23 protein-coding genes are annotated in these 24,972 nt (G+C 61.2%); 5 read left to right on the forward strand and 18 right to left on the reverse strand.

Features of this window, described 5'->3' with window-relative positions; translation table 11 throughout:
• Positions 1-52 precede the first annotated feature (52 nt).
• From odhB to sdhC, 6 genes are all read right to left on the reverse strand, one after another.
• Positions 53-1,270: a 2-oxoglutarate dehydrogenase complex dihydrolipoyllysine-residue succinyltransferase gene (gene odhB, locus FOT55_RS10955; protein WP_033637469.1), complete on the reverse strand. Its 1,218-nt coding sequence runs from the start codon at positions 1,268-1,270 to the stop codon at positions 53-55.
• A 63-nt stretch (positions 1,271-1,333) separates the two neighbouring features.
• A complete protein-coding gene (sucA, locus tag FOT55_RS10960) occupies positions 1,334-4,141 on the reverse strand; it encodes a 2-oxoglutarate dehydrogenase E1 component (protein ID WP_147823488.1) in 2,808 nt (935 codons plus the stop codon).
• A gap of 275 nt (positions 4,142-4,416) precedes the next feature.
• A complete protein-coding gene (locus tag FOT55_RS10965) occupies positions 4,417-5,133 on the reverse strand; it encodes a succinate dehydrogenase iron-sulfur subunit (RefSeq protein WP_025301880.1) in 717 nt (238 codons plus the stop codon).
• A gap of 16 nt (positions 5,134-5,149) precedes the next feature.
• The gene (sdhA, locus tag FOT55_RS10970) at positions 5,150-6,916 is read right to left on the reverse strand and encodes a succinate dehydrogenase flavoprotein subunit (RefSeq protein ID WP_015376974.1); all 1,767 of its coding nucleotides are present in this window, start codon (positions 6,914-6,916) and stop codon (positions 5,150-5,152) included.
• The gene (gene sdhD / locus FOT55_RS10975) at positions 6,917-7,264 is read right to left on the reverse strand and encodes a succinate dehydrogenase membrane anchor subunit (protein ID WP_004939891.1); all 348 of its coding nucleotides are present in this window, start codon (positions 7,262-7,264) and stop codon (positions 6,917-6,919) included.
• Positions 7,258-7,647, reverse strand: coding sequence for a succinate dehydrogenase cytochrome b556 subunit (gene sdhC, locus FOT55_RS10980; protein ID WP_004939893.1), 390 nt, complete (start codon positions 7,645-7,647; stop codon positions 7,258-7,260). Before sdhC ends, sdhD begins: the two co-directional genes overlap by 7 nt.
• 729 nt (positions 7,648-8,376) lie before the next feature.
• Here sdhC and FOT55_RS10985 point away from each other — a divergent pair.
• A complete protein-coding gene (locus FOT55_RS10985) occupies positions 8,377-9,669 on the forward strand; it encodes a citrate synthase (RefSeq protein ID WP_016928730.1) in 1,293 nt (430 codons plus the stop codon).
• A gap of 57 nt (positions 9,670-9,726) precedes the next feature.
• On the opposite strand, the gene nei is transcribed toward FOT55_RS10985, so the two are convergent.
• The 12 genes from nei to FOT55_RS11045 form a co-directional block, all read right to left on the reverse strand.
• Entirely contained in the window at positions 9,727-10,518 is a 792-nt protein-coding gene (gene nei / locus FOT55_RS10990) for an endonuclease VIII (protein ID WP_025301879.1), read from the reverse strand.
• A 54-nt stretch (positions 10,519-10,572) separates the two neighbouring features.
• Positions 10,573-11,217 carry a pyroglutamyl-peptidase I gene (pcp, locus tag FOT55_RS10995; RefSeq protein ID WP_016928732.1) on the reverse strand — a complete coding sequence of 215 codons (645 nt, stop codon included), beginning with the start codon at positions 11,215-11,217 and terminating at the stop codon, positions 10,573-10,575.
• A gap of 8 nt (positions 11,218-11,225) precedes the next feature.
• Positions 11,226-12,245, reverse strand: coding sequence for a DUF979 domain-containing protein (locus FOT55_RS11000; protein WP_025301878.1), 1,020 nt, complete (start codon positions 12,243-12,245; stop codon positions 11,226-11,228).
• Positions 12,242-12,973, reverse strand: a complete 732-nt coding sequence (locus FOT55_RS11005) for a DUF969 domain-containing protein (protein WP_060432599.1) — start codon at positions 12,971-12,973, stop codon at positions 12,242-12,244. The genes FOT55_RS11000 and FOT55_RS11005 overlap by 4 nt, the downstream gene beginning before the upstream one ends.
• A gap of 62 nt (positions 12,974-13,035) precedes the next feature.
• Positions 13,036-13,776, reverse strand: a complete 741-nt coding sequence (gene pxpA / locus FOT55_RS11010) for a 5-oxoprolinase subunit PxpA (RefSeq protein ID WP_147823471.1) — start codon at positions 13,774-13,776, stop codon at positions 13,036-13,038.
• On the reverse strand, positions 13,766-14,698 hold the full coding sequence (pxpC, locus tag FOT55_RS11015) for a 5-oxoprolinase subunit PxpC (RefSeq protein ID WP_049208635.1): 933 nt from the start codon (positions 14,696-14,698) through the stop codon (positions 13,766-13,768). The genes pxpA and pxpC overlap by 11 nt, the downstream gene beginning before the upstream one ends.
• Positions 14,692-15,348, reverse strand: coding sequence for a 5-oxoprolinase subunit PxpB (gene pxpB, locus FOT55_RS11020; RefSeq protein ID WP_025301874.1), 657 nt, complete (start codon positions 15,346-15,348; stop codon positions 14,692-14,694). The genes pxpC and pxpB overlap by 7 nt, the downstream gene beginning before the upstream one ends.
• A gap of 159 nt (positions 15,349-15,507) precedes the next feature.
• Positions 15,508-16,251, reverse strand: a complete 744-nt coding sequence (locus FOT55_RS11025) for a type 2 GTP cyclohydrolase I (protein WP_025301873.1) — start codon at positions 16,249-16,251, stop codon at positions 15,508-15,510.
• 18 nt (positions 16,252-16,269) lie between these two features.
• A complete protein-coding gene (locus tag FOT55_RS11030) occupies positions 16,270-17,250 on the reverse strand; it encodes an MBL fold metallo-hydrolase (RefSeq protein WP_043136583.1) in 981 nt (326 codons plus the stop codon).
• A 22-nt stretch (positions 17,251-17,272) separates the two neighbouring features.
• Complete coding sequence (gene phrB / locus FOT55_RS11035) at positions 17,273-18,703, reverse strand: deoxyribodipyrimidine photo-lyase (RefSeq protein WP_060432598.1); 1,431 nt, start codon at positions 18,701-18,703, stop codon at positions 17,273-17,275.
• 15 nt (positions 18,704-18,718) lie between these two features.
• Positions 18,719-19,675 carry a YbgA family protein gene (locus FOT55_RS11040; protein WP_025301870.1) on the reverse strand — a complete coding sequence of 319 codons (957 nt, stop codon included), beginning with the start codon at positions 19,673-19,675 and terminating at the stop codon, positions 18,719-18,721.
• A 142-nt stretch (positions 19,676-19,817) separates the two neighbouring features.
• Entirely contained in the window at positions 19,818-20,027 is a 210-nt protein-coding gene (locus tag FOT55_RS11045) for a YbfA family protein (protein WP_004939916.1), read from the reverse strand.
• A 441-nt stretch (positions 20,028-20,468) separates the two neighbouring features.
• Between FOT55_RS11045 and FOT55_RS11050 the strand changes: the two genes are divergently transcribed.
• The 4 genes from FOT55_RS11050 to kdpC are packed head-to-tail and all read left to right on the forward strand — an operon-like array spanning position 20,469 to position 24,930.
• Positions 20,469-20,558 (forward strand): K(+)-transporting ATPase subunit F, encoded by a 90-nt coding sequence (locus FOT55_RS11050; protein ID WP_016928742.1) that lies wholly within the window; start codon positions 20,469-20,471, stop codon positions 20,556-20,558.
• A complete protein-coding gene (kdpA, locus tag FOT55_RS11055; RefSeq protein WP_147823472.1) occupies positions 20,558-22,246 on the forward strand; it encodes a potassium-transporting ATPase subunit KdpA in 1,689 nt (562 codons plus the stop codon). Before FOT55_RS11050 ends, kdpA begins: the two co-directional genes overlap by 1 nt.
• Positions 22,247-22,272: 26 nt before the next feature.
• Positions 22,273-24,342 carry a potassium-transporting ATPase subunit KdpB gene (kdpB, locus tag FOT55_RS11060; protein ID WP_060432596.1) on the forward strand — a complete coding sequence of 690 codons (2,070 nt, stop codon included), beginning with the start codon at positions 22,273-22,275 and terminating at the stop codon, positions 24,340-24,342.
• 18 nt (positions 24,343-24,360) lie between these two features.
• Positions 24,361-24,930, forward strand: coding sequence for a potassium-transporting ATPase subunit KdpC (kdpC, locus tag FOT55_RS11065; protein ID WP_025301867.1), 570 nt, complete (start codon positions 24,361-24,363; stop codon positions 24,928-24,930).
• Positions 24,931-24,972: the final 42 nt, after the last annotated feature.

A 24,972-nucleotide genomic window follows, 5' to 3' on the forward strand; every position in this document is an offset into this window, starting at 1 on the left:
CGGCCACATAGCACAGAGTGCGGGCGCGGCACGCCGCGCCCGGCAAGGGTTACTAGACGTCCAGCAGCAGACGAGCCGGATCTTCCAGCATCTCTTTGACCGTCACCAGATAGCCGACGGATTCTTTACCGTCGATCAGGCGGTGGTCATAAGACAGCGCCAGATACATCATCGGCTGGATCACCACCTGACCATTGACCGCCATTGGGCGATCTTTGATGGCGTGCATGCCCAGGATGGCGCTCTGCGGCGGGTTGATGATCGGGGTAGACATCAGGGAGCCGAATACGCCGCCGTTGGTAATGGTGAAGTTACCGCCGGTCAGCTCTTCAACGGTCAGTTTGCCGTCGCGGCCCTTAACGGCCAGCTCTTTGATTTTCTTCTCGATGTCAGCCATGCTCATGGCGTCCACATCGCGCAGTACCGGCGTCACCAGGCCGCGCGGGGTAGAAACCGCGATGCTGATGTCGAAGTAGTTGTGGTAAACCACGTCGGAACCGTCGATCGATGCGTTCACTTCCGGGAAGCGCTTCAGCGCTTCAACCACGGCCTTGATGTAGAAGGACATGAAGCCCAGACGCACGCCGTGGCGCTTCTCGAAGGCTTCGCCGTACTGCTTGCGCAGGTCCATGATCGGCTGCATGTTGATTTCGTTGAAGGTGGTCAGCATCGCGGTGCTGTTCTTCGCTTCCAGCAGACGCTCGGCGACGCGTTTGCGCAGGCGGGTCATCGGCACGCGTTTTTCGCTGCGGCCGGCCAGAGCAGGCTGCGGTGCGGCTTCAGCAGCAGCGGCCGGTTTGGCAGCGGCGCCGCCTTTGGCCAGGTGCGCTTCCACGTCTTCACGTGTGATGCGGCCACCCACGCCGGTGCCTTTGATGGCGCCGGCATCGAGGTCGTGTTCGGCGATCAGGCGGCGAATCGCCGGGCTGAGCGCGTCATTGCTTTCTTCTTCCAGGCTCGCGGTAGCGCGCTGTGCAGGCGTGGCTTCTTTCTCCTGGCTCTTCTCAGCGGTCGGCTTGCCGGAGCTATCGCCCGGACGGATGCGGCCAAGCAGCTGGCGAGACAGTACGGTCGCGCCCTCTTCTTCCACGATAGCATCGAGAATGCCCGCTTCACTGGCCGGCACTTCCAACACGACTTTGTCGGTTTCGATTTCAACCAGGACTTCATCACGCTGCACGCTGTCGCCTGGTTTTTTGTGCCAGGTGGCTACGGTCGCATCGGCAACCGATTCAGGAAGGTCAGGAACCAGAATATCTACGCTACTCATTTAGCTTTCCCTTAAGTTTTTTATCATCTGCTTGCCGGCCCTCGGCCGGCAAGCGAGCGAACATTAGTCAATATTCAGCGCGTCGTTCACCAGAGCCTGCTGCTGCTTCTGGTGTACGGACATATAGCCCACCGCCGGAGAGGCGGAGGCCGGACGTCCTGCGTAACGTAAAGAAGCCCCGAACGGCACCACTTCACGGAAGTTGTGTTGGCTGCAGTACCAGGCGCCCTGGTTCAGCGGCTCTTCCTGACACCAGACGAAATCATGCACGTGCGAGTATTGTTCCAGCACGGCCTGCACGGCCTGATGCGGGAACGGATACAGCTGCTCGATACGCACGATGGCCACGTCTTTCTGCTCGTTCTTGCGACGCTGTTCCAGCAGGTCGTAGTAGACCTTGCCGGAGCACAGCACGACGCGCTTGACCGCTTTCGGATCCAAGTTGTCGATCTCGCCGATCGCCGGCAGGAAGGTGCCGTTGGCCAGCTCGTCCAGCGAAGAAATCGCCAGCGGGTGACGCAGCAGCGACTTCGGCGACATCACCACCAGCGGACGGCGCATACCGCGCAGCGCCTGACGACGCAGCATATGGTAAACCTGCGCCGGCGTAGACGGGACGCACACCTGCATGTTCTGCTCTGCGCACAGCTGCAGATAGCGTTCCAGACGCGCGGAAGAGTGCTCAGGGCCCTGGCCTTCATAGCCGTGCGGCAGCAGCATCACCAGGCCGCACATACGGCCCCATTTTTGCTCGCCGGAGCTGATGAACTGGTCGATAACGACCTGTGCGCCGTTGGCGAAGTCACCGAACTGCGCTTCCCAGATGGTCAGCGTGCGCGGTTCCGCCGTGGCGTAGCCGTATTCGAACGCCAGCACCGCCTCTTCAGACAGCACGGAATCCCAGACCTTGAACTCGCCCTGGCCGCTGTGGATATTCGCCAGCGGAACATAGACGGAACCGTTTTTCTGGTTGTGCACCACCGCGTGACGGTGGAAGAAGGTGCCGCGGCCGGCGTCTTCACCGGAGATGCGGATCGGGATGCCTTCATCCGCCATGGTCGCGTAAGCCAACGTTTCGGCAGCGCCCCAGTCGAACGGCTTGTTGCCCGCCGCCATCTCGGCGCGGTCAGCGTAGATTTTCGCCACGCGCGACTGCATTTCAATCGCTTCCGGCACGGTGCTGATGCGACGTGCCAGCTCTTGCAGGCGCTTCATCTCAACCTTGCTCGGGTACTCTTCGTCCCACTCGTGGTTCAGATACGGTGACCAGGTGAAGGAGTGCAGGTTCATCGGACGCCACTCTTCAACCACGCAATCGCCGCGGTCGAGCGCGTCGCGGTACAGGTTGACCATTTCCGTGGCATCTTCCAGGCTGGCCACTTTCTGCTCGGTCAGCACGTCAGCGTAGATTTTGCGCGGCGTAGGGTGTTTCTTGATCTTCTGATACATCACCGGCTGGGTAGCGCTCGGCTCGTCGGCCTCGTTGTGCCCATGGCGACGGTAGCAGACCAGATCGATCATCACGTCACGCTTAAAGGTGTTACGGAAATCCAACGCCAGGCGGGTGACGAAGGCCACGGCCTCCGGATCGTCCGCGTTAACGTGGAAGATCGGCGACTGAACCATTTTGGCGATGTCGGTGCAGTATTCGGTAGAGCGCGCATCCAGCGGGTTGGAGGTGGTGAAGCCAACCTGGTTGTTGATGACGATACGCACGGTGCCGCCCACTTCGTAACCGCGAGCCTGAGACATGTTCAGGGTTTCCTGAACCACGCCCTGGCCGGTGATGGCGGCGTCGCCGTGGATGGTGATCGGCAGCACCATGTTGCTGCGCGCTTCGTCCAGACGATCGCGACGGGCACGTACCGAGCCCATGACCACCGGGCTGACGATCTCCAGGTGCGACGGGTTGAACGCCAGCGCCAGGTGAACCATGCCGCCTTCGGTTTCCACGTCGGAAGAGAAGCCCTGGTGATATTTCACGTCACCGGTGCCGAGGTGTTCTTTATGCTTACCGGCGAATTCGTCGAACAGATCGGCCGGCTTTTTGCCCAGCACGTTGATCAGCACGTTCAGACGGCCGCGGTGGGCCATGCCCAACACCACTTCGCGCGTGCCGTTCTTACCGGCGTGGCGCACCATCTCTTTCAGCATCGGCACCAACGCGTCGCCGCCTTCCAGCGAGAAGCGTTTGGCGCCCGGGAATTTGGCGCCCAGGTAGCGTTCCAGGCCTTCCGCCGCAGTCAGCTCGTTCAGGAAACGGCGTTTTTCGTCGGCGGTAAAGCTGGCGCGCCCCACCACCGATTCGATGCGCTGCTGGATCCAGCGTTTCTCTTCGGTGTTGGTGATATGCATGTACTCAGCACCGATCGACCCGCAATAGGTCTGCTTCAGCGCGGCGTACAGATCGCCCAGCTTCATGGTTTCTTTGCCGATGGCGAAAGAGCCCACGTTGAAGGTTTCCTGGAAATCGGCTTCGGTCAGGTTGTGGTAAGCGGGATCAAGGTCAGGAACTTGCTCGCGCTGCCACAGGCCGAGCGGATCGAGGTTGGCATGCTGATGCCCGCGGAAGCGGAAGGCGTTGATCAGCTGCAGTACCTTGACCTGTTTGGCGTCGGTTTCCGGATCGGTGATGGTGGTATTGTAGCGCGCGGAGTCTTTCGCCAGGCGGCGGAAGTAATCGCGCGTTTGAGAGTGAAGCTGATCGGGTTTGACACCCGCGGTTGGTAGCTGTTGAAAAATGGAACGCCAGCTATCTTCAACGGAACCCGGATCGGTTAAGAAGTCTTCATAGAGCTGTTCTATGTAAGACTGGTTCGCGCCCGCCAGATAGGAGGAATCCAGCCAGGCCTTCATTGCGCCGTTCTGCATCATGATCCCTTAAGCTTTGAAGCTTTAGTTTTCGCCGTGGTTAACATAATTACCGTGATGAATACGGTTTGCCGTAAAACGGTTCACTCGACGTACTTGCGGCCATGACGGCCCGATACGTTCTGTTATGGACCTTGCGGTCCCTTACAAGGAACCTCTAAAAACCGGCGGAAGAACCAGGCTGCATAGCGCCGCAGCCGCGGGTCAGTTTTTAGAGGTTCCCTCCCCTATGGGATGTGCGCCGGAAAAGAGCCCGGCGCAGCATCTCATTCCGTTTATGCGCCGCGTTGCAGCAGCATGGACTTGATATGCCCGATCGCACGCGTCGGGTTCAAGCCTTTAGGACATACACTGACACAATTCATAATGCTATGGCAGCGGAAAACACTAAAAGCGTCGTCCAGATCATCTAAACGTTCTTGCGTTTCCGTGTCACGGCTGTCGATCAGGAAGCGATACGCCGCCAACAGACCGGCTGGGCCAATGAACTTGTCCGGGTTCCACCAGAACGATGGGCAAGAGGTCGAGCAGCAGGCGCACAGGATGCACTCGTACAGACCGTCCAGCTTGGCGCGTTGGTCCGGCGACTGCAGGTGCTCGCGCGCCGGCGGGTTCTTGCCGTCGTTCAGCAGGTATGGCTTGATCTTTTCATACTGGGTATAGAACTGGCCCATATCCACCACCAGATCGCGCACCACCGGCAGGCCCGGCAGCGGACGGATCACGATCTTGCCGTTGCCTTTGCGCAGCGACGAAATCGGGGTGATGCACGCCAGGCCGTTTTTACCGTTCATGTTCAGGCCATCGGAACCGCATACGCCTTCACGGCATGAGCGACGGAACGACAGGGTCGGGTCTTTTTCTTTCAACTGGATCAACGCATCCAGCAGCATCATGTCGCGACCTTCTTCCGCTTCCAGGGTGTAATCCTGCATGTGCGGCGCGTCATCGACATCCGGGTTGTAGCGATAAATGGAAAATTCGAGTTTCATCTGTCGATCTCCGCAATTAGTAAGAACGCACTTTCGGCGGGAATGCCGGGCGCAGCTTCGGTTGCATGTTCACTTCACGACGCGTCATGCTTTCCGATTGCGGCAGATACAGCGAATGGCACAGCCAGTTGGCGTCATCGCGTTCCGGGTAGTCGAAGCGGCTGTGTGCGCCACGGCTCTCGGTACGGAAGTTGGCCGACACAGCGGTGGAATACGCGGTCTCCATCAGGTTATCCAACTCCAGGCACTCGATGCGCTGGGTGTTGAACTCGCTGGAGGTATCGTCCAGGCGTGCGTTCTTCAGACGTTCACGGATCACTTTCAGTTCTTCCAGGCCCTTGGCCATCGCATCGCCTTCACGGAATACCGAGAAGTTGTGCTGCATGCAAGACTGCAGCGCTTTGCGAATTTCGACCGGGTCTTCACCGGAACGGGTGTTGTTCCAACGGTTCAGACGGTCCAACGAGGCTTCCACGTCGGAGTCGCTGGCGTCACGGCTCACGCCCTGCTCTTCCAGCGATTCCTGCAGGTGCATGCCGGCGGAACGGCCGAACACCACCAGGTCGAGCAGCGAGTTGCCGCCCAGGCGGTTGGCGCCGTGCACCGATACGCAGGCGATTTCGCCCACGGCGAACAGCCCCGGGATCACCACGTCTTCGCCCTTCTCGTTCACGGTCAGCGCCTGGCCGGTCACCTTGGTCGGAATCCCGCCCATCATATAGTGACAGGTTGGGATAACCGGGATCGGCTCTTTCACCGGATCGACGTGCGCGAAGGTGCGGGACAGCTCCAGAATGCCCGGCAGACGGGATTCCAGTACCTCTTTGCCCAGGTGATCCAGCTTCAGCTTGGCGTGCGGGCCCCAAGGACCGTCGCAACCGCGGCCTTCGCGGATTTCGATCATGATCGAACGGGCAACCACGTCGCGGCCCGCCAGATCTTTGGCATTCGGCGCATAACGCTCCATGAAGCGCTCGCCGTGTTTGTTCAGCAGGTAACCGCCTTCGCCGCGGCAGCCTTCAGTCACCAGTACGCCCGCGCCAGCGATGCCGGTCGGGTGGAACTGCCACATTTCCATGTCCTGCACCGGCACGCCAGCGCGCAGCGCCATGCCGACACCGTCGCCGGTGTTGATGTGGGCGTTGGTGGTGGACTGATAAATACGGCCTGCGCCGCCGGTCGCCAGCACGGTGGCCTTGGCTTTGAAGTAAACCACTTCACCGGTTTCGATGCAGATAGCCGTGGTGCCGACCACCGCGCCATCCTGGTTTTTCACCAGATCGAGCGCATACCACTCGGAGAAGATGGTGGTGTGGTTTTTCAGGTTCTGTTGGTACAGGGTGTGCAACAGCGCGTGACCGGTACGGTCGGCTGCAGCTGCGGTACGCGCCGCCTGCTCGCCGCCGAAGTTCAGCGACTGACCGCCGAACGGGCGCTGATAAATGCGGCCGTCGTCCAGACGAGAGAACGGCAGGCCCATGTGTTCCAGTTCCAGAATTGCTTCCGGGCCGGTTTTACACATATATTCGATGGCGTCCTGGTCACCGATATAGTCGGACCCTTTCACCGTGTCGTACATATGCCATTCCCAGTTGTCCTCGTGGCTGTTGCCCAGCGCGACGGTAATGCCGCCCTGTGCAGACACGGTATGGGAACGGGTCGGGAAAACTTTGGACAGCAGGGCACAGGTCGAGCCCGCTTGGGAAATTTGCAGCGCGGCACGCATGCCCGCACCGCCGGCGCCGATTACGACGGCATCAAACTCTCTGACTGGCAGTTTCATTTAAGCACCCCACACTACGATTGTTCCGTACAGTAAATAGACCAGCAACGCGACCACGACAGCCAGCTGCAACACCAGGCGAACCGCCAGCGGCTTGACGTAGTCCGTCAGCACCTGCCACAGCCCGATCCAGGCGTGCACCAGAATCGACAGCAAGGTCAGCAGAGTGAACACTTTCGTAATGGAAGTGGCGAAGAAACCGCGCCAAATGTCATAAGTGAGTTCCGGAGCCGTGACGAAAAAGCCCAGGATATACAGGACGTACAGGGTGATGATGATCGCGGAAGCACGCAGCAGCAGCCAATCGTGCACGCCGTTGCGCCCTAATGCAGAAACGTTGTTTACCATACGAGGACTCCAGCCAGAACTGACAGCACGACGGTCAGACCGATCGCCACCTGGGCGGAACGGGTACCGGCGGCCAAACTCTCTTCGATGTAGCCAAAATCCATTAACAAGTGACGGATGCCACCGCAAATGTGATAGGCCAGCGCCGTGAGGATGCCCCAGAATATGAATTTGACGATGAAGCTATTCATGATGGCGGCCGCCTGCAGGAACCCCTCTTGGGAAGAGAGTGACAGGCCCAGCAGCCAGAGGAGGATACCCACGGCAACGAAGGTAATTACGCCAGAGACTCGGTGTAAGATAGACGCTATCGCAGTTACGGGGAACCGGATCGTTTGCAGATCCAAGTTGACAGGTCGTTGTTTTTTCACGTATTTGCCCACACAGCTCTTATTATTTTCCTTCCTCCGGGCCTGGGCGGGGATCAGACAGCGTTAAGAGCCTAAAACCCTTACACGTCACGCGCTCAAACATCAACATCCTCTGTGCTCAAACGGCGCGCATTTATAACGCTGGGTGCTCCTACTTCAGGGTAATCCGGAGACCTGGCGGCAGTATAGGAGGATCACATTCTGATTACAATTCTCATACAACCGCTTTGATAACATTTCCCCCGAACAGTGATTCAGATCACGGATTTCACAATTAGTGCAAAATTAATTATCTGATTTGACAAGAGATCAACATTTCCATTACATATAGGGGCACAAACGGTCCTATGATGCGCTATGGGTCAGCAGATACACTTCCTCCCGGGTTCGAGTTATGCAACAGTGTATTTGGCGAACCTATCCCAATAGACGTTGTTTCCCGCTCGAGTTTGCCGGCGTCAAAAGCAAATAAAGCACATAAAAACAGATTATTGGGATAGGTTCACATCTCTTCGAACAGCTCATAGGTAAGATTAACAGACTATAACGAATTACTCTGAATCGTTAACAACTGGTCACCCGTCTCGTTCGCCTGGTCAGCACTCTGTACCCTACCCGCGCACAGTTGCGCAGTCGCTCACAGAGTTAGCGTCCGCACCATTTTTTGCGGGCAACCTGCAGAGATTTAAGGTATTTCAGTTGTTAGTGGTTTTTTAAAATAAGGCGCTAAGGAGACAGTAAATGACTGATAAGAAAGCGACGCTAACCATTAACGACAGCGAAGCTCCGATCGAACTGGGCGTATTGACACCGACACTGGGCCCTGATGTCCTCGATGTCCGCGCTCTGGGTTCCAAAGGTTATTTCACATTTGATCCCGGCTTTACCTCCACCGCTTCTTGCGAATCCAAGATTACCTTCATCGACGGCGACAAAGGCGTGCTGCTGCACCGCGGCTTCCCTATCGAGCAGCTGGCGAAAGAATCTTCCTACCTGGAAGTGTGCTACATCCTGCTGTACGGCGAGACCCCAACGCCGGAAGAGTTCGAAACCTTCAAGACGACCGTAACCCGTCACACCATGATCCACGACCAGATCACCCATCTGTTCCGTGGCTTCCGTCGCGACTCGCACCCGATGGCGGTGCTGTGCGGCGTGACCGGTGCGCTGGCGGCGTTCTACCACGATGCGCTGGACGTCAACAACGAACGTCACCGCGAAATCACCGCGTTCCGCCTGCTGTCCAAAATGCCGACCGTGGCCGCGATGTGCTACAAATACTCCCTGGGCCAGCCGTTCGTTTACCCGCGCAACGATCTGTCCTATGCCGGCAACTTCCTGCACATGATGTTCGCCACCCCGTGCGAAGAGTACGTGGTGAACCCGGTGCTGGAACGCGCCATGGACCGCATCCTGATCCTACACGCCGACCATGAGCAGAACGCCTCTACCTCGACCGTGCGCACCGCCGGCTCTTCCGGCGCCAACCCGTTCGCCTGCATCGCGGCCGGTATCGCCTCCCTGTGGGGGCCGGCACACGGCGGCGCCAACGAAGCGGCGCTGAAAATGCTGGAAGAGATCAAGACCGTCGAGCACATTCCAGAGTTCATCAAGCGCGCCAAGGACAAGAACGACTCCTTCCGCCTGATGGGCTTCGGCCACCGCGTGTACAAGAACTACGATCCGCGCGCCACCGTGATGCGCGAAACCTGTCACGAAGTGCTGAAAGAGCTGAACAAGAAGGACGACAACCTGCTGCAGGTCGCGATGGAGCTGGAACACATCGCGCTGAACGACCCGTACTTCATCGAGAAGAAACTGTACCCGAACGTCGACTTCTACTCAGGCATCATCCTGAAGGCAATGGGCATTCCTTCTTCCATGTTCACCGTGATCTTCGCCATCGCACGCACCATCGGCTGGATCGCCCACTGGAACGAAATGCACGACGAAGGCATCAAAATTGCCCGTCCGCGTCAGCTGTACACCGGCTATGCCGAGCGTGATTTCAAATCCCAGCTGAAAAACAAGTAAGCCGCTTTCCTGGCTGAAACCGCACAGCGCCGCCCCTTCGGGCGGCGTTTTTTTTGGTTATTTCTGGCAACCCGGGCACCAATAAAACGGCCGCGATGACAGCTCGGTGCGCACAATCATCGCGCCGCAGCGTTCGCAAGGCTCACCGCTGCGATGAAATACCTTGAAGCGAAACAGCGCGCCGTGATGCCGGTTGTCATCCGCCTGCCCGCGCGTCTGGTAGGAAAGGCGCGGCACTGCCAGCAACGCCTCCGCCAGACGGCGCAGCGCCTCTGGCGTCAAATCCTGCGGTTTATGCTGCGGCGCCAGTTCGGCCTGCCACAGGATTTCGGCACGCAGATAATTGCCCAATCCGGCAAGAAATGCCTGGTCGAGCAGCATGCCGCTCAGCTGCCTGCGGCGAAAACGCGGCGTCAGCAACCGCTCCGCCACGGCGTCTACCGTCAGCGACATGTCCAACACGTCAGGGCCGATGCGTTGCAAAAACGGGTGCTGTTCTATTTCCTCGCGCGGCCCGACGGTAATGTCGGAAGCGCTGTAGAGCAATATCGCGCTGCGGGCGGTTTCCAGTCGCACCCGCAGATCGCGTTTGGTCTCCGGCGTCTCTCCTGCCGCCGCCACTTTCCACACGCCATACAGCTGGTTATGGCTGTACATCGTCAGCCCATTGGAGAAATGGGTCAGCAGCGCCTTGCCGCGCGGCTCGATGGCGACGATACGCTCGCCGATCAGACGCTGGCGATAGTGTTTCAACTGAGGAAAAGCGAAATCGACGGCGGTCAACGGCTGATCGATCACCGCCGCCGCCAGTTTGTCCGCCGCCCGGCGAATCTCCGGTCCTTCCGGCATAGACCACTCCTTGCGTAGACCCGGCGCAGCCCGATGCGCCGGGGATTCTCTTGATTAATGCGTCGCGCCGCCCACCACTTTCAGATCGTGTTCCACCTGCAAAGCAATGGAAACGGCCAGCTCCAGCGCAAACAGCACCGTCGAAGCCGCCATGCTCGGCGCACCGGGGTGGGCCGCCGCCTGTTCCGGCAGGTACGGAATATGGATAAAGCCGCCCTTCACCTCACGCTGGCCGCTCAAACGGTGCAGCAGCCCATACATCACATGGTTGCACACGTAGGTGCCGGCAGTCTGCGAAACGGCGGCCGGAATGCCAGCTTCGCGCATCGAACTGACCATCGCTTTGATCGGCAAGGTGCTGAAATAGGCCGCCGGACCGCCGGCGACGATCGGCTCGTCCACCGGCTGCTGCCCCTGATTGTCGGGAATGCGCGCATCGTCGACGTTGATCGCCACCCGTTCAATCGTGATATCGGTGCGGCCGCCGGCCTGGCCGATAGCCAGCACCATCACCGGCTGCACCTCATCGATCGCCGCATTGAGCGCCTCCAGCGCCGCGCCGAACACGCACGGCAGCTGACGCGCCACGATGCGCGTGCCGACCAGCTCCATATCATTGAGCTGCTTCACCACTTCCCAGGAGGGGTTAAGGCGTTCGCCGCCAAACGGCTCAAAGCCGGTAATCAATACTTTTTGCATCCTTACTCCTACAGGAACATCAGGAAATACAGCAGGAACACGTTAACCAACAGCAGCAGCACGCCGGTCGGCACCTGCGCCTTGATCACCGCATTCTTGTCCGGCAACTCCAGCAGCGCCGCCGGCACAATGTTGAAGTTCGCCGCCATCGGCGTCATCAGGGTGCCGCAATAGCCGGAGAACATGCCGATCGCCGCCATCACCGCCGGGTTGCCGCCGTGTTGCAGCACCAGGATCGGAATGCCGATGCCTGCGGTGACGATCGGGAAAGCGGCGAAGGCGTTGCCCATCACCATGGTCAGCACCGCCATACCGATAGCGTAGACCGCCACGGCGATAAAGCGGTTATCGACCGCCAGATACTCCTGGGTCAAATGCGAGATCGCAGTGCCAACGCCGGCGACGGTAAACAGCAGACCCAGCGTGGCGAGGATCTGCGGCAGAATGAACGCCCAGCCGATCGAATCCAGCAGGCGCCGCGCTTCCTGCACCGGCTGCAACGCCTTCTCATGGGTCATTTTCACCGCGATCGCCAGGCCAATCAGGCAGCCGACGGTCATCGAGAACAGCGTGATCAGCGTCGCGTGGTTACCGCTGCCGAACACCGCGCTTTGCAACGCCGGCACGTTGTTGAACAGCAGCACACCGATCACCGTCACCACCGGGATCGCCAACGCGGGGATAAACAGCTTGTTGCCCAAACGCTTGGCGCTGGTCTCGCGCTCCTGCGGCGTTCGCTGATGATAGCTGCCGAGGCGCACACCGCCGAAGCCGGCGATCAGGGCCATCACCACCACCACCCCGCCAACGATGATGTGCAGCATGCGTTTCTCGTTACTGCCCTCGCCCAGTACGTCGCCCAGCAGGCGGTAAGTCCAGTCGCCGACCAGGAATACCAGGCCGTACAACCCCCAAAACAGCCCGGTGGTGATGCGGCGCGGGTTGGCGCGATCGCGGAAGGACATCACCGCCACAATCAGCAGCACCGCGCCGGCTAGCCAGTAGAGATATTGTTGCTGGAAGTTCATCGCGCCTCCCCCTTCGCCTGCAGCGCCGCCTGATTCAGCTGCGCCAGCTCGGTGCTCAGCTGTTTATCCATTCGATACAGCCGGAATGCGTGGATCAGGAAAGCGAAAATGGCGGTCGGAATGCCCCACAGCGCGATATGCAGCGGCTCGGTCTGGATGCCGCCGGACTCCAGCATAAAGTTGTGCATGAAGATGATCGCGCCGAAGGCCACGAAGATATCCTCACCGAAAAACAGCCCGACGTTGTCGGTCGCGGCCGACATGGCGCGCAGGCGGTGGCGCGTACGCTCCGGCAGTTCGCCATAGCGGTTTTCCGTTGCCCCTTCCGCCATCGGCGCCAGCAGCGGCCGCACCATTTGCGGGTGCCCGCCCAGGCTGGTCAGCCCCATCGCCGCGGTGATCTCGCGCACGAACAGGTACACGATCAGCAAACGGCCGGCGGTGGCGCTTTTGATCTTGGCGATCCACGCCTGCGCCCGCTCCTTCAGCCCGTGGCGCTCCAGCAGGCCGATCACCGCCAGCGGCAGCAGCAGGATCAGCGGCAGGTTGCGGGTGTTGAGAAAGCCCTCGCCGAGCTTTTCCAGAATGACGTCCAGCGGCATCAGCGCCGCCAAACCGGTGATGATACCGGCGGCGATCACCACCAGCACCGGGTTGAAACGCAATACAAACCCGACCACGATGGCGGCGATGCCGATCAGTGGCCAGAGATTCACAGCCTGTTCCATAGTCTTCCCTCGATATTTTCTAATAGTTTTTTGCTTGTGATGTTGTGTCTTGCTTTACGGCTTTATTGCTCCGCGCTGACGCGAACACCCTGTTGAACAAAACTGTCCCGCAGCTTGCGCGCATACGCCAGCGCATGCTCGCCGTCCCCGTGCAGGCAGACAGTTTCCGCCTGAACGGCGGCCCAGACGCCATCCACGCTGCGCACCCGGTGATGGCGCACCATCTCCAGCGTTTGCGCCAGCGCCTGTTCGTCATCCTCGATCAATGCCCCCGGCAAACCGCGCGGCACCAGCGTGCCGTCGGCCTGATAACCGCGATCGGCGAACACCTCCTGCCGGGTGGTCAGGCCGAGTTTTTCCCCGGCGCGGATCAGCTCGCTGCCGGCCAGCCCCACCAGCCGCAGCGCCGGATCGACCGCCTGCACCGCCCGGGCGATCGCTTCCGCCAGCGCCGGTTCAACCGCCGCCTGGTTATACAGCATGCCATGCGGCTTAACATGTACCATCACTCCCCCCTCAGCGCGGGCGATCGCCGCCAGCGCCCCGAGCTGATACACCACCTGCGCGTACACCGTTTCCGCCGGCAGCTGCATGCGGGTGCGGCCGAAGTTCTCCCGATCGGGAAAACTCGGATGGGCGCCGATCGCCACGCCGTACTGCAATGCCCAGCGCACCGATTGACGCATGGTCTGCGCATCGCCGGCGTGGAAGCCGCAGGCGATGTTGGCCGAGCTCACCAATTGCAACAGCGCCTGATCGTTGGCGCAGCCTTCGCCGAGATCGGCGTTCAAATCAACGATCATGTAACCCCCAGGCAATCTGTCGAAGGAAGAGATCCTGCTCGGCTTTGGCGCGCTGCGCCTCCGTCAGTGAGCAGAGAACGAAGTGGATCGGTTCGCCGAGACGGATCTGCGCCAAGTGGTAGAGATCGGCTTCGATCACGCAGGCGATACGCGGGTAACCGCCGGTGGTTTGCGCATCGGCCATCAGCACGATCGGCTGGCCGTTATGCGGCACCTGCACCACGCCGGGCATCAGGCCATGCGACAGCATCTCGCGGTCGGTGGTGCGCTCCAGCGGCGTACCGCCGTGCAGGCGGTAGCCCATGCGGTTGCTCTGCGGGCTGAGCTGCCAGGCGGTGCGCCAAAACGTATCCTGCGCCTCTTCGCTGAATTCGGCGTACTCCGGCCCCGGCAGCGCGCGGATGCGGTTGGTGAACAGCAGCTGTTTCACGCCGCAGCGATGTTGCGGTTGAGCGGCTGATTTGCCCAGCGGCAGCCGATCGCCGTCTTTCAGATTACGGCCTTCGTGGCCGCCAAAGGCGGCTTTCATGTCGGTGCTGCACGAGCCCAGCATTTCCGGCACGGCGATACCGCCCGAGATCGCCAGGTAGCTGCGCATGCCGCGTTTCGGCGTGCCTAGCGCCAGCCGCTGCCCCTTTTTCACCGGGTAGCGCCAGCCGGTCCACAGCGGCTTGCCGTCCAGCTGCGCGTCGCAGCCGGCGCCGGTCAGGGCGATCCAGCCAGAGTGGGTAAACTCGGCGCTGAACTGGCCGAGCGTGATCTCCAGCCCGGCGGCCTCCGGCGCGTTGCCCACCAGCAGGTTAGCGATCTTCAGCGCCGGTTGATCCAACGCCCCGCCGGTGCTGATGCCCAGGCGGCGGAATCCCTCGCGGCCCAAATCCTGCACCGTGGTATAGATGCCGGCACGCAGAATAATCAGCATACGCCCTCCTTCTGCGGCACGAAGCGCACGCTATCGCCCGGGCGCAGCAGCGTCGGCGGCATTTCATGCGGATTGAACAACGCCAGCGGCGTGCGGCCAATCAGTTGCCAGCCGCCGGGCGTCACCAGCGGATAGATGCCGGTCTGGCCGCCGCCGATGCCGACGGAGCCGGCCGCCACCGCCAGACGCGGTTCGGCGCGGCGCGGCGTCGCCAATTTTTCCGGCATGCCGCCCAAATAGGAGAAGCCCGGCTGAAAGCCGAGGAAATAGACCACATAGGCCGCCGCCGCGTGGCATTCCACCACCTGCCGCGGGGTCATGCCGGTATGGCGCGCCACGTCATCCAGATCGGGGCCTTGCTCCCCGCCGTAGACCACCGGAATATCCACCTGGCGCGACTCCGGCGTCAGGCGCTCTTTGCTTTCCCAACCCTGCTGCAGCAACGCAAGCATCGCTTCGGCGTCGGCCTGCGGCGTATGCAGCAACAGCGTCAGGTTGTTCATCCCCGGCACCACTTCCCGCACGTCGGGGTGGTGATTCAGCTTTTCCGCCAGCGCCCAGATGCGCTGCTGGCTCGGTAAGGTCACCGGCGGCGACAGTTCAAGCACTACCGCTCTTTCACCCAACAGGTAATAACGTGCTTGTTGCACCCTTATTCTCCTTATTATTATCGCGATGAAAAACACACCAGTTATGCGTGACGCGGCCCCGGCTGTCAATAGAACGCAACCATAAGGAAAATAAGGAAATAGCGCGATAAAAGGATTCAGCCGGCGCACAGGCCGGGCTGGATCCGGGGAAGAAAAAAATCAGGCGGGATTCGGGATATCGATAAAGGTCACATCAAAGCCGTGGTGCTGGGCCAGCCAGTCCCCCAACGCTTTCACGCCACCGCGCTCAGTCGCATGGTGACCGGCGGCGAAGAAATGCACGCCCATTTCGCGCGCGCTATGAATGGTCTGTTCAGACACTTCACCGCTGATGAACGCATCGACGCCGAAGCGCGCCGCGCTGTCGATAAAGCCCTGGCCACCGCCGGTGCACCAGGCCACCCGGCGAATGTGCTCAGGCGCGTTATCGCCGCAGTGCAGCACCGCGCGCCCCAGCCGGCTTTCGATACGCTGCTGCAGCGCCTCGCCGGTCAGCGGCTGTTCAAATTCGCCGTGTGGCACCAGCGGCTCGACGTCGCCAATCACCCGAATGCCCAGCGCCTGCGCCAGCTGCGCGTTGTTACCCAGCACCGGATGCGCGTCCAGCGGCAGGTGGTAGCCGTACAGGTTAATATCGTGAGTCAACAGCGTTTTCAGACGATTGCGCTTCATGCCGCGCACCGCCGGCGCCTCATTTTTCCAGAAATAGCCGTGGTGCACGATAATCGCGTCGGCCTGATGCGCCACCGCGGCATCCAGCAGCGCCTGACAGGCGGTGACGCCGGTCACGATGCGCTGCACGTGCGGGCGGCCTTCTACCTGCAATCCGTTAGGGGCGTAGTCCTGAAACGCCGCGGCGTTCAGTTCCGTATTGATCAGTTGTTCCAGATCGAGGTTACGCATTCTCTTCTCTCTTCATAGTCAAAATGTCTGCCGGTCGCCCTGCGCCATCAGGATGAATTTCACGCCCAGATCGTTGCCCTGCGCCAGCTGCTGCGCAATGGCGGCGCGCGTGTCTTCGCCCTGCTTCAGGCTGGGCTTGATGTGGCTGATCACCACCGGCAGACCGTTCAGCGAACCTTCACCGCCGCTGTACTGCGTCAGGTTCTTCAACTCCTTCAGCAGCCAGGCTGGCGTCAAATGGCCGTACAGATGTTTATCCTCCATCCCATTGGGGTACGAGGTTTCGATAATCATGCCTTTGAGCTTTTTCTGCTCGACAAGCGGCCCCAGCGTGCGCCAGACGGTATCGAGATCGCGTGATTGCTCCACCTTATCCGGCCCGGTATCGCCGAAGTAGGCGAAGAACTCGCTGCCGTTGGAAATCAGCAGCATCGACGACGGGTAGCGATCGTGGCTAAGCGGGTACATCACGCCGGTCAACCCGGTCAGGCCGAGGGTAAAGCGCTGCTGCGGCCGCACCGTTTGCAGCCGGTAGGTGCCCAGCCGCGAACCGTTGCCGGCGTCGGTAAAGTTCGGCCAGGCCTTCCAGTTGAAGTAGTGATTACGCAGGGTCAGCACGGTGTCCGCCTGGGCGTAAACGGTTTTTTTATTGTCCTCGGGCGAGCCGACGATCAGCCCCGCCACGTGGTCCAGATGGCCATGGCTGATAAAGTAACTGCCGATCAACTGCCGGAACACATAGCCCTGCGGCGTGTAAGGCGCGGCCAGCTCTGACGTCACCTGCGGGAAGCTGCCCTTCTCCAGCCCTTTGGCGATGCCCGGTAGCAGCGAGCCGGCGTCCAGCGCCACATACTGCGGCTGATTATCGCTGCGGATCAGATAAGAGGTCAGGTTGCCGTCGCTAACGCCGCCGTCGACGCCCAGCGCCACCACGTCAAAGCCGGCTATCGCCAGCGCCGAATAGCCGCTCAGGCACAGGGCCAGCACCTTTTTCATCATTGCGTCGCTCCTTGCAGTTGCCTCAAGACTCTCCCCGTTTCGCCGCCTCGAACGCCGCCAACGTCTCCATGCGGGCTTGTTTGTGATCGACGATCGGCAGCGGGTAGTTCAGCGTGCATCGCTGCTTTTCCGCCCAGCGATGGGGATGATGGATGTCATTGTCGGGCACATCCGCCAGTTCCGGCAACCATTTACGGATAAAAGTGCCTTGTGGATCAAAACGTTCACCCTGGGTGGTCGGGTTGAAGATGCGGAAATACGGCGCGGCGTCGGTGCCGGTGGAGGCCGCCCACTGCCAGCCGCCGTTGTTGGCCGCCAGATCCCCGTCCAGCAGTTGCGACATGAAATAGCGCTCCCCGGCGCGCCAGTCGATCAGCAGATCTTTCACCAGAAAACTGGCGCTGATCATGCGCAGCCGGTTGTGCATCCAGCCGGTGGCATTCAGTTGGCGCATGGCGGCATCGACGATCGGATAACCGGTTTCGCCCCGCTGCCAGGCCTGCAGCTTCGCCGCGTCATCGCACCAGCGCACCTTGTCCGTCCAGGCGATAAACGGCCGATGGCGACACAGCTCGGGATAGGCCACCAGCAGATGGCGGTAGAACTCGCGCCAAATCAGCTCGTTCAGCCAGGCGAAAGCGCCGCTCTCGCGATCTTCCAGCAGCTGCGGGCATTCGGCGCGCAGGCGGTTGAAGCACTGGCGCGGCGACAGCGCACCGATCGCCAGATAGGGCGACAGGCTGCTGGTGCCGGCGATGGCGGGCAGATCGCGCTGCCGAAGGTAATCCTGCACCTGCTCACGACAAAAGGCGCGCAGCCGCTGCAGCGCGGCCTCCTCGCCGGCGGGATAGTCATCCCCAATTTCCGCCGCGGGATAATCGAACGCCGCCGGCGCCTCAGGCGCAGGCAACGCGCCATCGGCACGGATCTTCGGCGCCGGCAGGCAGCTCACGTCGGACTCGGTCAGGCGCTGAATAAAGGCGTTGCGAAACGGCGTATAAACCTTGTACATCTCGCCGCCGCCGGTGAGCACGCTGCCCGGCGGCAACAGCAGGCTGTCATCAAAACCGTGGCACGTTACCCGTCCATTCAACTGCTGCTCCAGCCGCACATCGCGTCGCCGTTCATTCAGTTCATACTGGCGGTTGTAAAACAGCGCATCTACCTGCTCTCGCTCGCAATAGTCCGCCAGCCAGTCGATCGACGCGGCAAAGTCCGCACAGGCATGGCAATGCAGCGCAATGCCCTTTTGCGCCAGCGCCTGTTGCACCGCCTGCAGGCTGGCGTGGATCAGCGCCGCCTGCCGCGGCGCCATCTCATGTTGCCGCCACTGCTCCGGTGTGGCGATAAACACCGCCAGCACCCGGGCTTTCGGATCGCTGCAGGCGGCGTGCAGGGCTTTGTTGTCGGTGATACGCAGATCGTTACGCAACCAGACCAGATGCGTGGTCATAAAACTCCTTGTCAATCAATGGCCGTAACGCAAACGCAGCGCCTCCGGGTAAGGTTCGAAATAGCGTTGTTCCGCCAGATAGCGATCGGGGTATTCCGCCATGTAATGCTTGAGCAGCGCGATCGGCGCCAGCAGCGGCTGCATGCCCTGCCGGTAGCGATCGATCAGGTGCGCCAGCTCCTGGCGCTGCGCCGCGCTAAGCTGACGACGGAAGTAGCCCTGCACGTGCATTAACACGTTGGTGTGGTTGCGCCGCGTCGCTTTGTGCGCCAACAGCGCCATCAGGCGGCTGCGGTATTCCACGGCGAAGGCCTCCAGCGAGTCCCAGCGGTGAATATCGGCGACGAAGCGCCCCAGCTCGCGGTACGCCGGCTGCGAATGCGCCAGCAGCGACAGCTTGTAGCGGCTGTGAAACGCGATCAGCCCGCCGCGGGTCAGCCCCTGACGCCACAGCATGTTCAACTCATACAGCGCGTACACTCGCTCGATAAAGTTTTCCCGCAGCGCCGCATCCTGCAATCGTCCATCTTCTTCCACCGGCAGCCACGGCATCTGACGCAGCAGCTCGGCGGTAAACAGCCCAACGCCGTTTTTACGCGAGTCCTTGCCGTTCTCGCTGTAGACCCGCACCCGTTCCAGGCCGCAGCTCGGCGACTTGGCGCAGACGATATAGCCGCACAGGTGCTGCAACGCGGCCACGCGCTGCGCGGAGAAACTGCGCATCTCCTCGGTCAGATCCACGCCGGCGTCGTTGCTGTAGCGCATCGCCGGCCACGGCTGCGCCTGTTTCACCAGGCGCAGCGCCGGGCGCGGCGTGGGCAGGCCGATCGCCATTTCCGGGCAAACGGGCTCAAAGCGCACATAGGGCGCCAACTGTTCCACCGCAAAAGCCAGCCGCTTGTGGCCACCGTCGAAACGCACCGCGTCGCCCAGTAAACAGGCGCTGATGCCGATAGGGATCTTGTCGCTCATACCGCTCTCCCATGTTGTTGACCGATGAGGAAAGTGTAGAAGAATGGCTTGCCAAATACGACCTTGCGCTTGATAGGGGTGGCCAGAGGCATAAAAAAACCCCCGCCACAGGGCGAGGGTTTTTTCGTGAATCGGCAGCGACTCAGTAGAAATCGCAGGACGCCAGTTCCGCCTGCTGCAGCCAGACCGGCTTATCGCTGGTTTTTGACCAGACGCGGTGCAGGTAGCTGTAAAAACGCCCGCGATCGCTGCGGAACAGCATCACCGGCAGGGCCAAAATGCCCGCGATAACCACTGCGCTGCGGCGCAGGAGAATCCGATGCAGTGAATAAGCGTGATAGGTCGTAGACATGCGAACCTCCTTAAAAACGCCTGCCGTTGATTTGTCAGGGAAAACGGCGTGAGCGTATCAAATGAACAATCGGTAATTTGGTAACTGAGCAAAATTTTAGCGCACTTGATGAAAGTTTACTACTCATCCGACCACTAAATCGCACAAAAAATCGCTAATCACCGCAGCGATTCGTAATTTTGTTACAGTCAGGTTAATTTTTAACTTATCATGGGTTACATTGTGGTTATTATCCGGTTCCTGCTTCCACGCCTCTGCCCTTGCTTATTCACTCATCAGGCGCAATCTCGCCGCCAACCTGCTGCTTGAAATGCTCAATTTCCGCTGAAATTTCAGCCATTTTTATACTTTTTTTACACCCGCCCGCGCGATTTTTTCATCTTCTTTCTACCCCGCTCCCTACACTGCCTCTATCAAAAACAACACCTCTGGAGGTGTCCCGTGAGTTTCAGCGTTATTGGTGGTGCGCTGTTGGTCCTGCTGCTGTTGGCCTATCTGGTCTACGCCCTGTTTAACGCGGAGGATTTCTGATGGCGGCTTCAGCCTTTTTACTGATCGCCAGTTTCCTGCTGGTGCTTCTGCTGCTGGCCCGGCCGCTGGGCGGCTTTATGGCGCGCCTGATCGAAGGTGAGCCGCTGCCTGCGCTGCGCGGGGTGGAAGCCGGCGTCTGGCGCGCCTGCGGCATCCGCGCCACCGAGATGAACTGGTGGCAGTACGCGCTGGCGATCCTGGCGTTCAACCTGCTCGGCCTGGCGTTGCTGTTCGCCCTGCTGATGACGCAGGGCTCGCTGCCGCTCAACCCGCAAGGCTTCCCGGGCCTCTCCTGGGATCTGGCGCTCAACACCGCCGTCAGCTTCGTCACCAACACCAACTGGCAGGCCTACAGCGGTGAAAGCGCTCTCAGCTATTTCAGCCAGATGGCCGGGCTGGCGGTGCAGAACTTCGTCTCCGCCTCCACCGGCATCGCCGTGGCCTTTGCGCTGATCCGCGCCTTTACCCGCCGCGCCGGCAAGACCGTCGGCAACGCCTGGGCCGATCTGTTCCGCATCACGCTGTATGTGCTGCTGCCGATCGCGCTGCTGATCGCTCTGTTCTTCGTCAGCCAGGGCACGCTGCAAAACTTCCTGCCTTACCTGCACGTCACCACGCTCGAAGGTGCGCAGCAGACGCTGCCGATGGGACCAGTGGCCTCGCAGGAAGCGATCAAGATGCTCGGCACCAACGGCGGCGGCTTCTTCGGCGCCAACTCGGCGCACCCGTTCGAGAACCCAACCGTGCTGACCAACTTCGTGCAGATGCTGGCCATCTTCCTGATCCCCTGCGCGCTGTGCTTCTCCTTCGGCCAGTTGGCCGGTGAAAACCGTCAGGGCCACGCGCTGATCTGGGCGATGGCGCTGATCTTCGTGGTGGCGGTGGTGGTGGTGATGGTCGCCGAGCTGGCGGGCAACCCGCACCTGAGCACGCTGGGCGCCGACAGCAACATCAATATGGAAGGCAAAGAGTCGCGCTTTGGCATTCTCGCCACCAGCCTGTTCTCGGTGGTGACCACCGCCGCGTCCTGCGGGGCGGTCAACGCCATGCACGACTCCTTCACCGCGCTGGGCGGCATGGTACCGATGTGGCTGATGCAGATCGGTGAGGTGGTGTTCGGCGGCGTAGGCTCCGGCCTGTACGGCATGCTGCTGTTCGTACTGCTGACGGTATTTATCGCCGGTCTGATGATCGGCCGCACCCCGGAATACCTGGGCAAAAAGATCGACGTTTACGACATGAAGATGACCGCGCTAGCGATCCTGGTCACGCCGACGCTGGTGTTGCTGGGCAGCGCGCTGGCCATCGGCACCGACGCGGGCCGCGCCGGCATCCTCAACCCGGGCGCTCACGGCTTCAGCGAAGTGCTGTACGCCCTGTCCTCCGCCGCCAACAACAACGGCAGCGCCTTCGCCGGGTTGAGCGTCAATACGCCGTTCTACAACCTGCTGCTGGCCTTCGCCATGTTCGTCGGCCGCTTCGGGGTGATCCTGCCGGTGCTGGCGATCGCCGGTTCGCTGAGCGCTAAACAACGCCAGCCGGCGGGCAACGGCACCCTGCCGACCTATGGGCCGCTGTTTATCGGTCTGCTGATCGGCACCGTATTGCTGGTGGGTGCACTGACCTTCGTGCCGGCGCTGGCGCTAGGCCCGGTGGCCGAGCATTTGCAGCTTTGGTTGGCAAACTAACCGACGTCACAGAGAGAGAATAAGAGATGACTCGCAAACAACGCGCGCTGTTTGAACCGGCCCTGGTGCGCACCGCGCTGATCGATGCGGTGAAAAAACTGGATCCTCGCGTTCAATGGCGCAACCCGGTGATGTTCGTGGTGTATATCGGCAGCCTGCTGACCACCGCCATCTGGCTGGCGATCCTCGCCGGCCAAACCGACGGTGCCGCCGCCTTTACCGGCAGCGTCGCCCTGTGGTTGTGGTTCACCGTGCTGTTCGCCAACTTCGCCGAGGCGCTGGCCGAAGGCCGCAGCAAGGCCCAGGCGGAAAGCCTGAAAGGCACCAAGAAAACCAGCTGGGCGAAAAAGCTGGCCGGCCCGCGCCGCGACGGCGCCACGGAGAAAGTGGCCGCCGAAAGCCTGCGCAAAGGCGATATCGTACTGGTGGAAGCCGGCGATACCGTCCCGTGCGACGGCGAAGTGCTGGAAGGCGGCGCCTCGGTAGATGAAAGCGCCATCACCGGCGAATCCGCCCCGGTGATCCGCGAATCCGGCGGGGACTTCTCCTCGGTCACCGGCGGCACCCGCGTGCTGTCCGACTGGCTGGTGGTACAGTGCAGCGTCAACCCGGGGGAAACCTTCCTCGATCGCATGATCGCCATGGTGGAAGGCGCCAAGCGCCGCAAAACGCCGAACGAGATCGCGCTGACCATCCTGCTGGTGGCGCTGACCATCGTGTTCGTCCTGGCCACCGCCACCCTGTTCCCGTTCTCGCAATACAGCGTGGAAGCGGCCGGCAGCGGCAGCGTGGTCACCATCACCGTGCTGGTCGCCTTGCTGGTTTGCCTGATCCCCACCACCATCGGTGGCCTGCTGTCCGCCATCGGCGTGGCCGGGATGAGCCGCATGCTCGGCGCCAACGTGATCGCCACCAGCGGCCGCGCGGTGGAAGCCGCCGGCGACGTGGACGTGCTTCTGCTGGATAAAACCGGCACCATCACGCTGGGCAACCGCCAGGCTTCAGAGTTCCTGCCGGCGCCGGGCGTGAAAGAGCAAGAGCTGGCGGACGCCGCGCAGCTGGCCTCGCTGGCGGACGAAACGCCGGAAGGCCGCAGCATCGTGGTGTTGGCCAAACAGCGCTTCAACCTGCGCGAACGCGATCTGCAGGCGCTGAACGCCACCTTCGTGCCCTTCTCGGCCCAAACCCGCATGAGCGGCGTCAACGTGCAGGAGCGCATGATCCGCAAAGGCGCAGTGGATGCCATTCGCCGTCACGTCGAATCCAATCAGGGGCACTTCCCGCGGGCGGTGGACGATCTGGTGGAAAGCGTGGCGCGCACCGGCGGCACGCCGTTGGTGGTGGCGGAAGGCGCCCGGGTGCTGGGCGTGGTGGCGCTGAAGGATATCGTCAAGGGCGGCATCAAGGAACGCTTCAATGAGCTGCGCAAGATGGGCATCAAAACGGTGATGATCACCGGCGATAACCCGCTGACCGCGGCGGCGATCGCCGCCGAAGCCGGGGTGGACGACTTCCTGTCGGAAGCCACGCCGGAAGCCAAGCTGGCGCTGATCCGCCAGTATCAGGCGGAAGGCCGTCTGGTGGCGATGACCGGCGACGGCACCAACGACGCCCCGGCGCTGGCGCAGGCCGATGTGGCGGTGGCGATGAACTCCGGCACCCAGGCCGCCAAAGAGGCGGGCAACATGGTCGATCTGGATTCCAACCCGACCAAGCTGATCGAAGTGGTACACATCGGCAAACAGATGCTGATGACGCGCGGCTCGCTGACCACCTTCAGCATCGCCAACGACGTGGCCAAATACTTCGCCATTATTCCGGCGGCGTTCGCGGCCACCTATCCGCAGCTGAACGCGCTGAACGTGATGCACCTGCACTCCCCGGCCTCCGCCATCATGTCGGCGGTGATCTTCAACGCCCTGGTGATCGTGTTCCTGATCCCGCTGGCGTTGAAAGGGGTGAGTTACAAACCGATGAGCGCCGCGGCCCTGCTGCGCCGCAACCTGTGGCTGTACGGGGTCGGCGGCCTGCTGGTGCCGTTCGTCGGCATCAAACTGATCGACCTGATCCTGGTCGCGCTGCACGTCGCCGGTTAACCATTGAGGGAAATGAACATGACGTATTTACGACCTGCGCTGGTGATGCTGATCCTGCTGACGCTGATCACCGGCATCGCCTATCCGCTGCTGACCACCGGGCTGGCGCAGCTGCTGTTTTCGGGCGCGGCCAACGGTTCGCTGCTGTACCAGGGCGACAAGGCGGTCGGCTCCGCACTGATCGGCCAGAACTTCACGCGCGCCGACTATTTCTGGGGCCGCCCATCGGCCACCGGCGATTCGGCCTATAATTCGCTGGCCTCCGCCGGCAGCAACCTGGCGGCCACCAACCCGGCGCTGGATAAGGCTATCGCCGAGCGCGCAGCGCAGCTGCGCCAGGCCAATCCTGCGATGAGCGGCCCGATCCCGGTCGATCTGCTGACCGCCTCCGGCAGTGGGTTGGATCCGCAGATCTCGATCGCTGCGGCGCGGTATCAGCTGGCGCGGGTCGCGGCGGCGCGTCATTTGCCGCCGGAACAGGTCGCCAAACTGATCGAAGACAACACCGATCGGGCCACGCCCAACTTCATGGGCGAATCGGTGGTGAACGTGTTGAAGCTGAACCTGGCGCTGGATGCGTTGAAGTAACGCGCCGTATTCAGCATAGTGATAGGGTTCGGCATGCCGAAC

It is taken from the genome of Serratia bockelmannii (assembly GCF_008011855.1).
Classification (GTDB): domain Bacteria; phylum Pseudomonadota; class Gammaproteobacteria; order Enterobacterales; family Enterobacteriaceae; genus Serratia; species Serratia bockelmannii.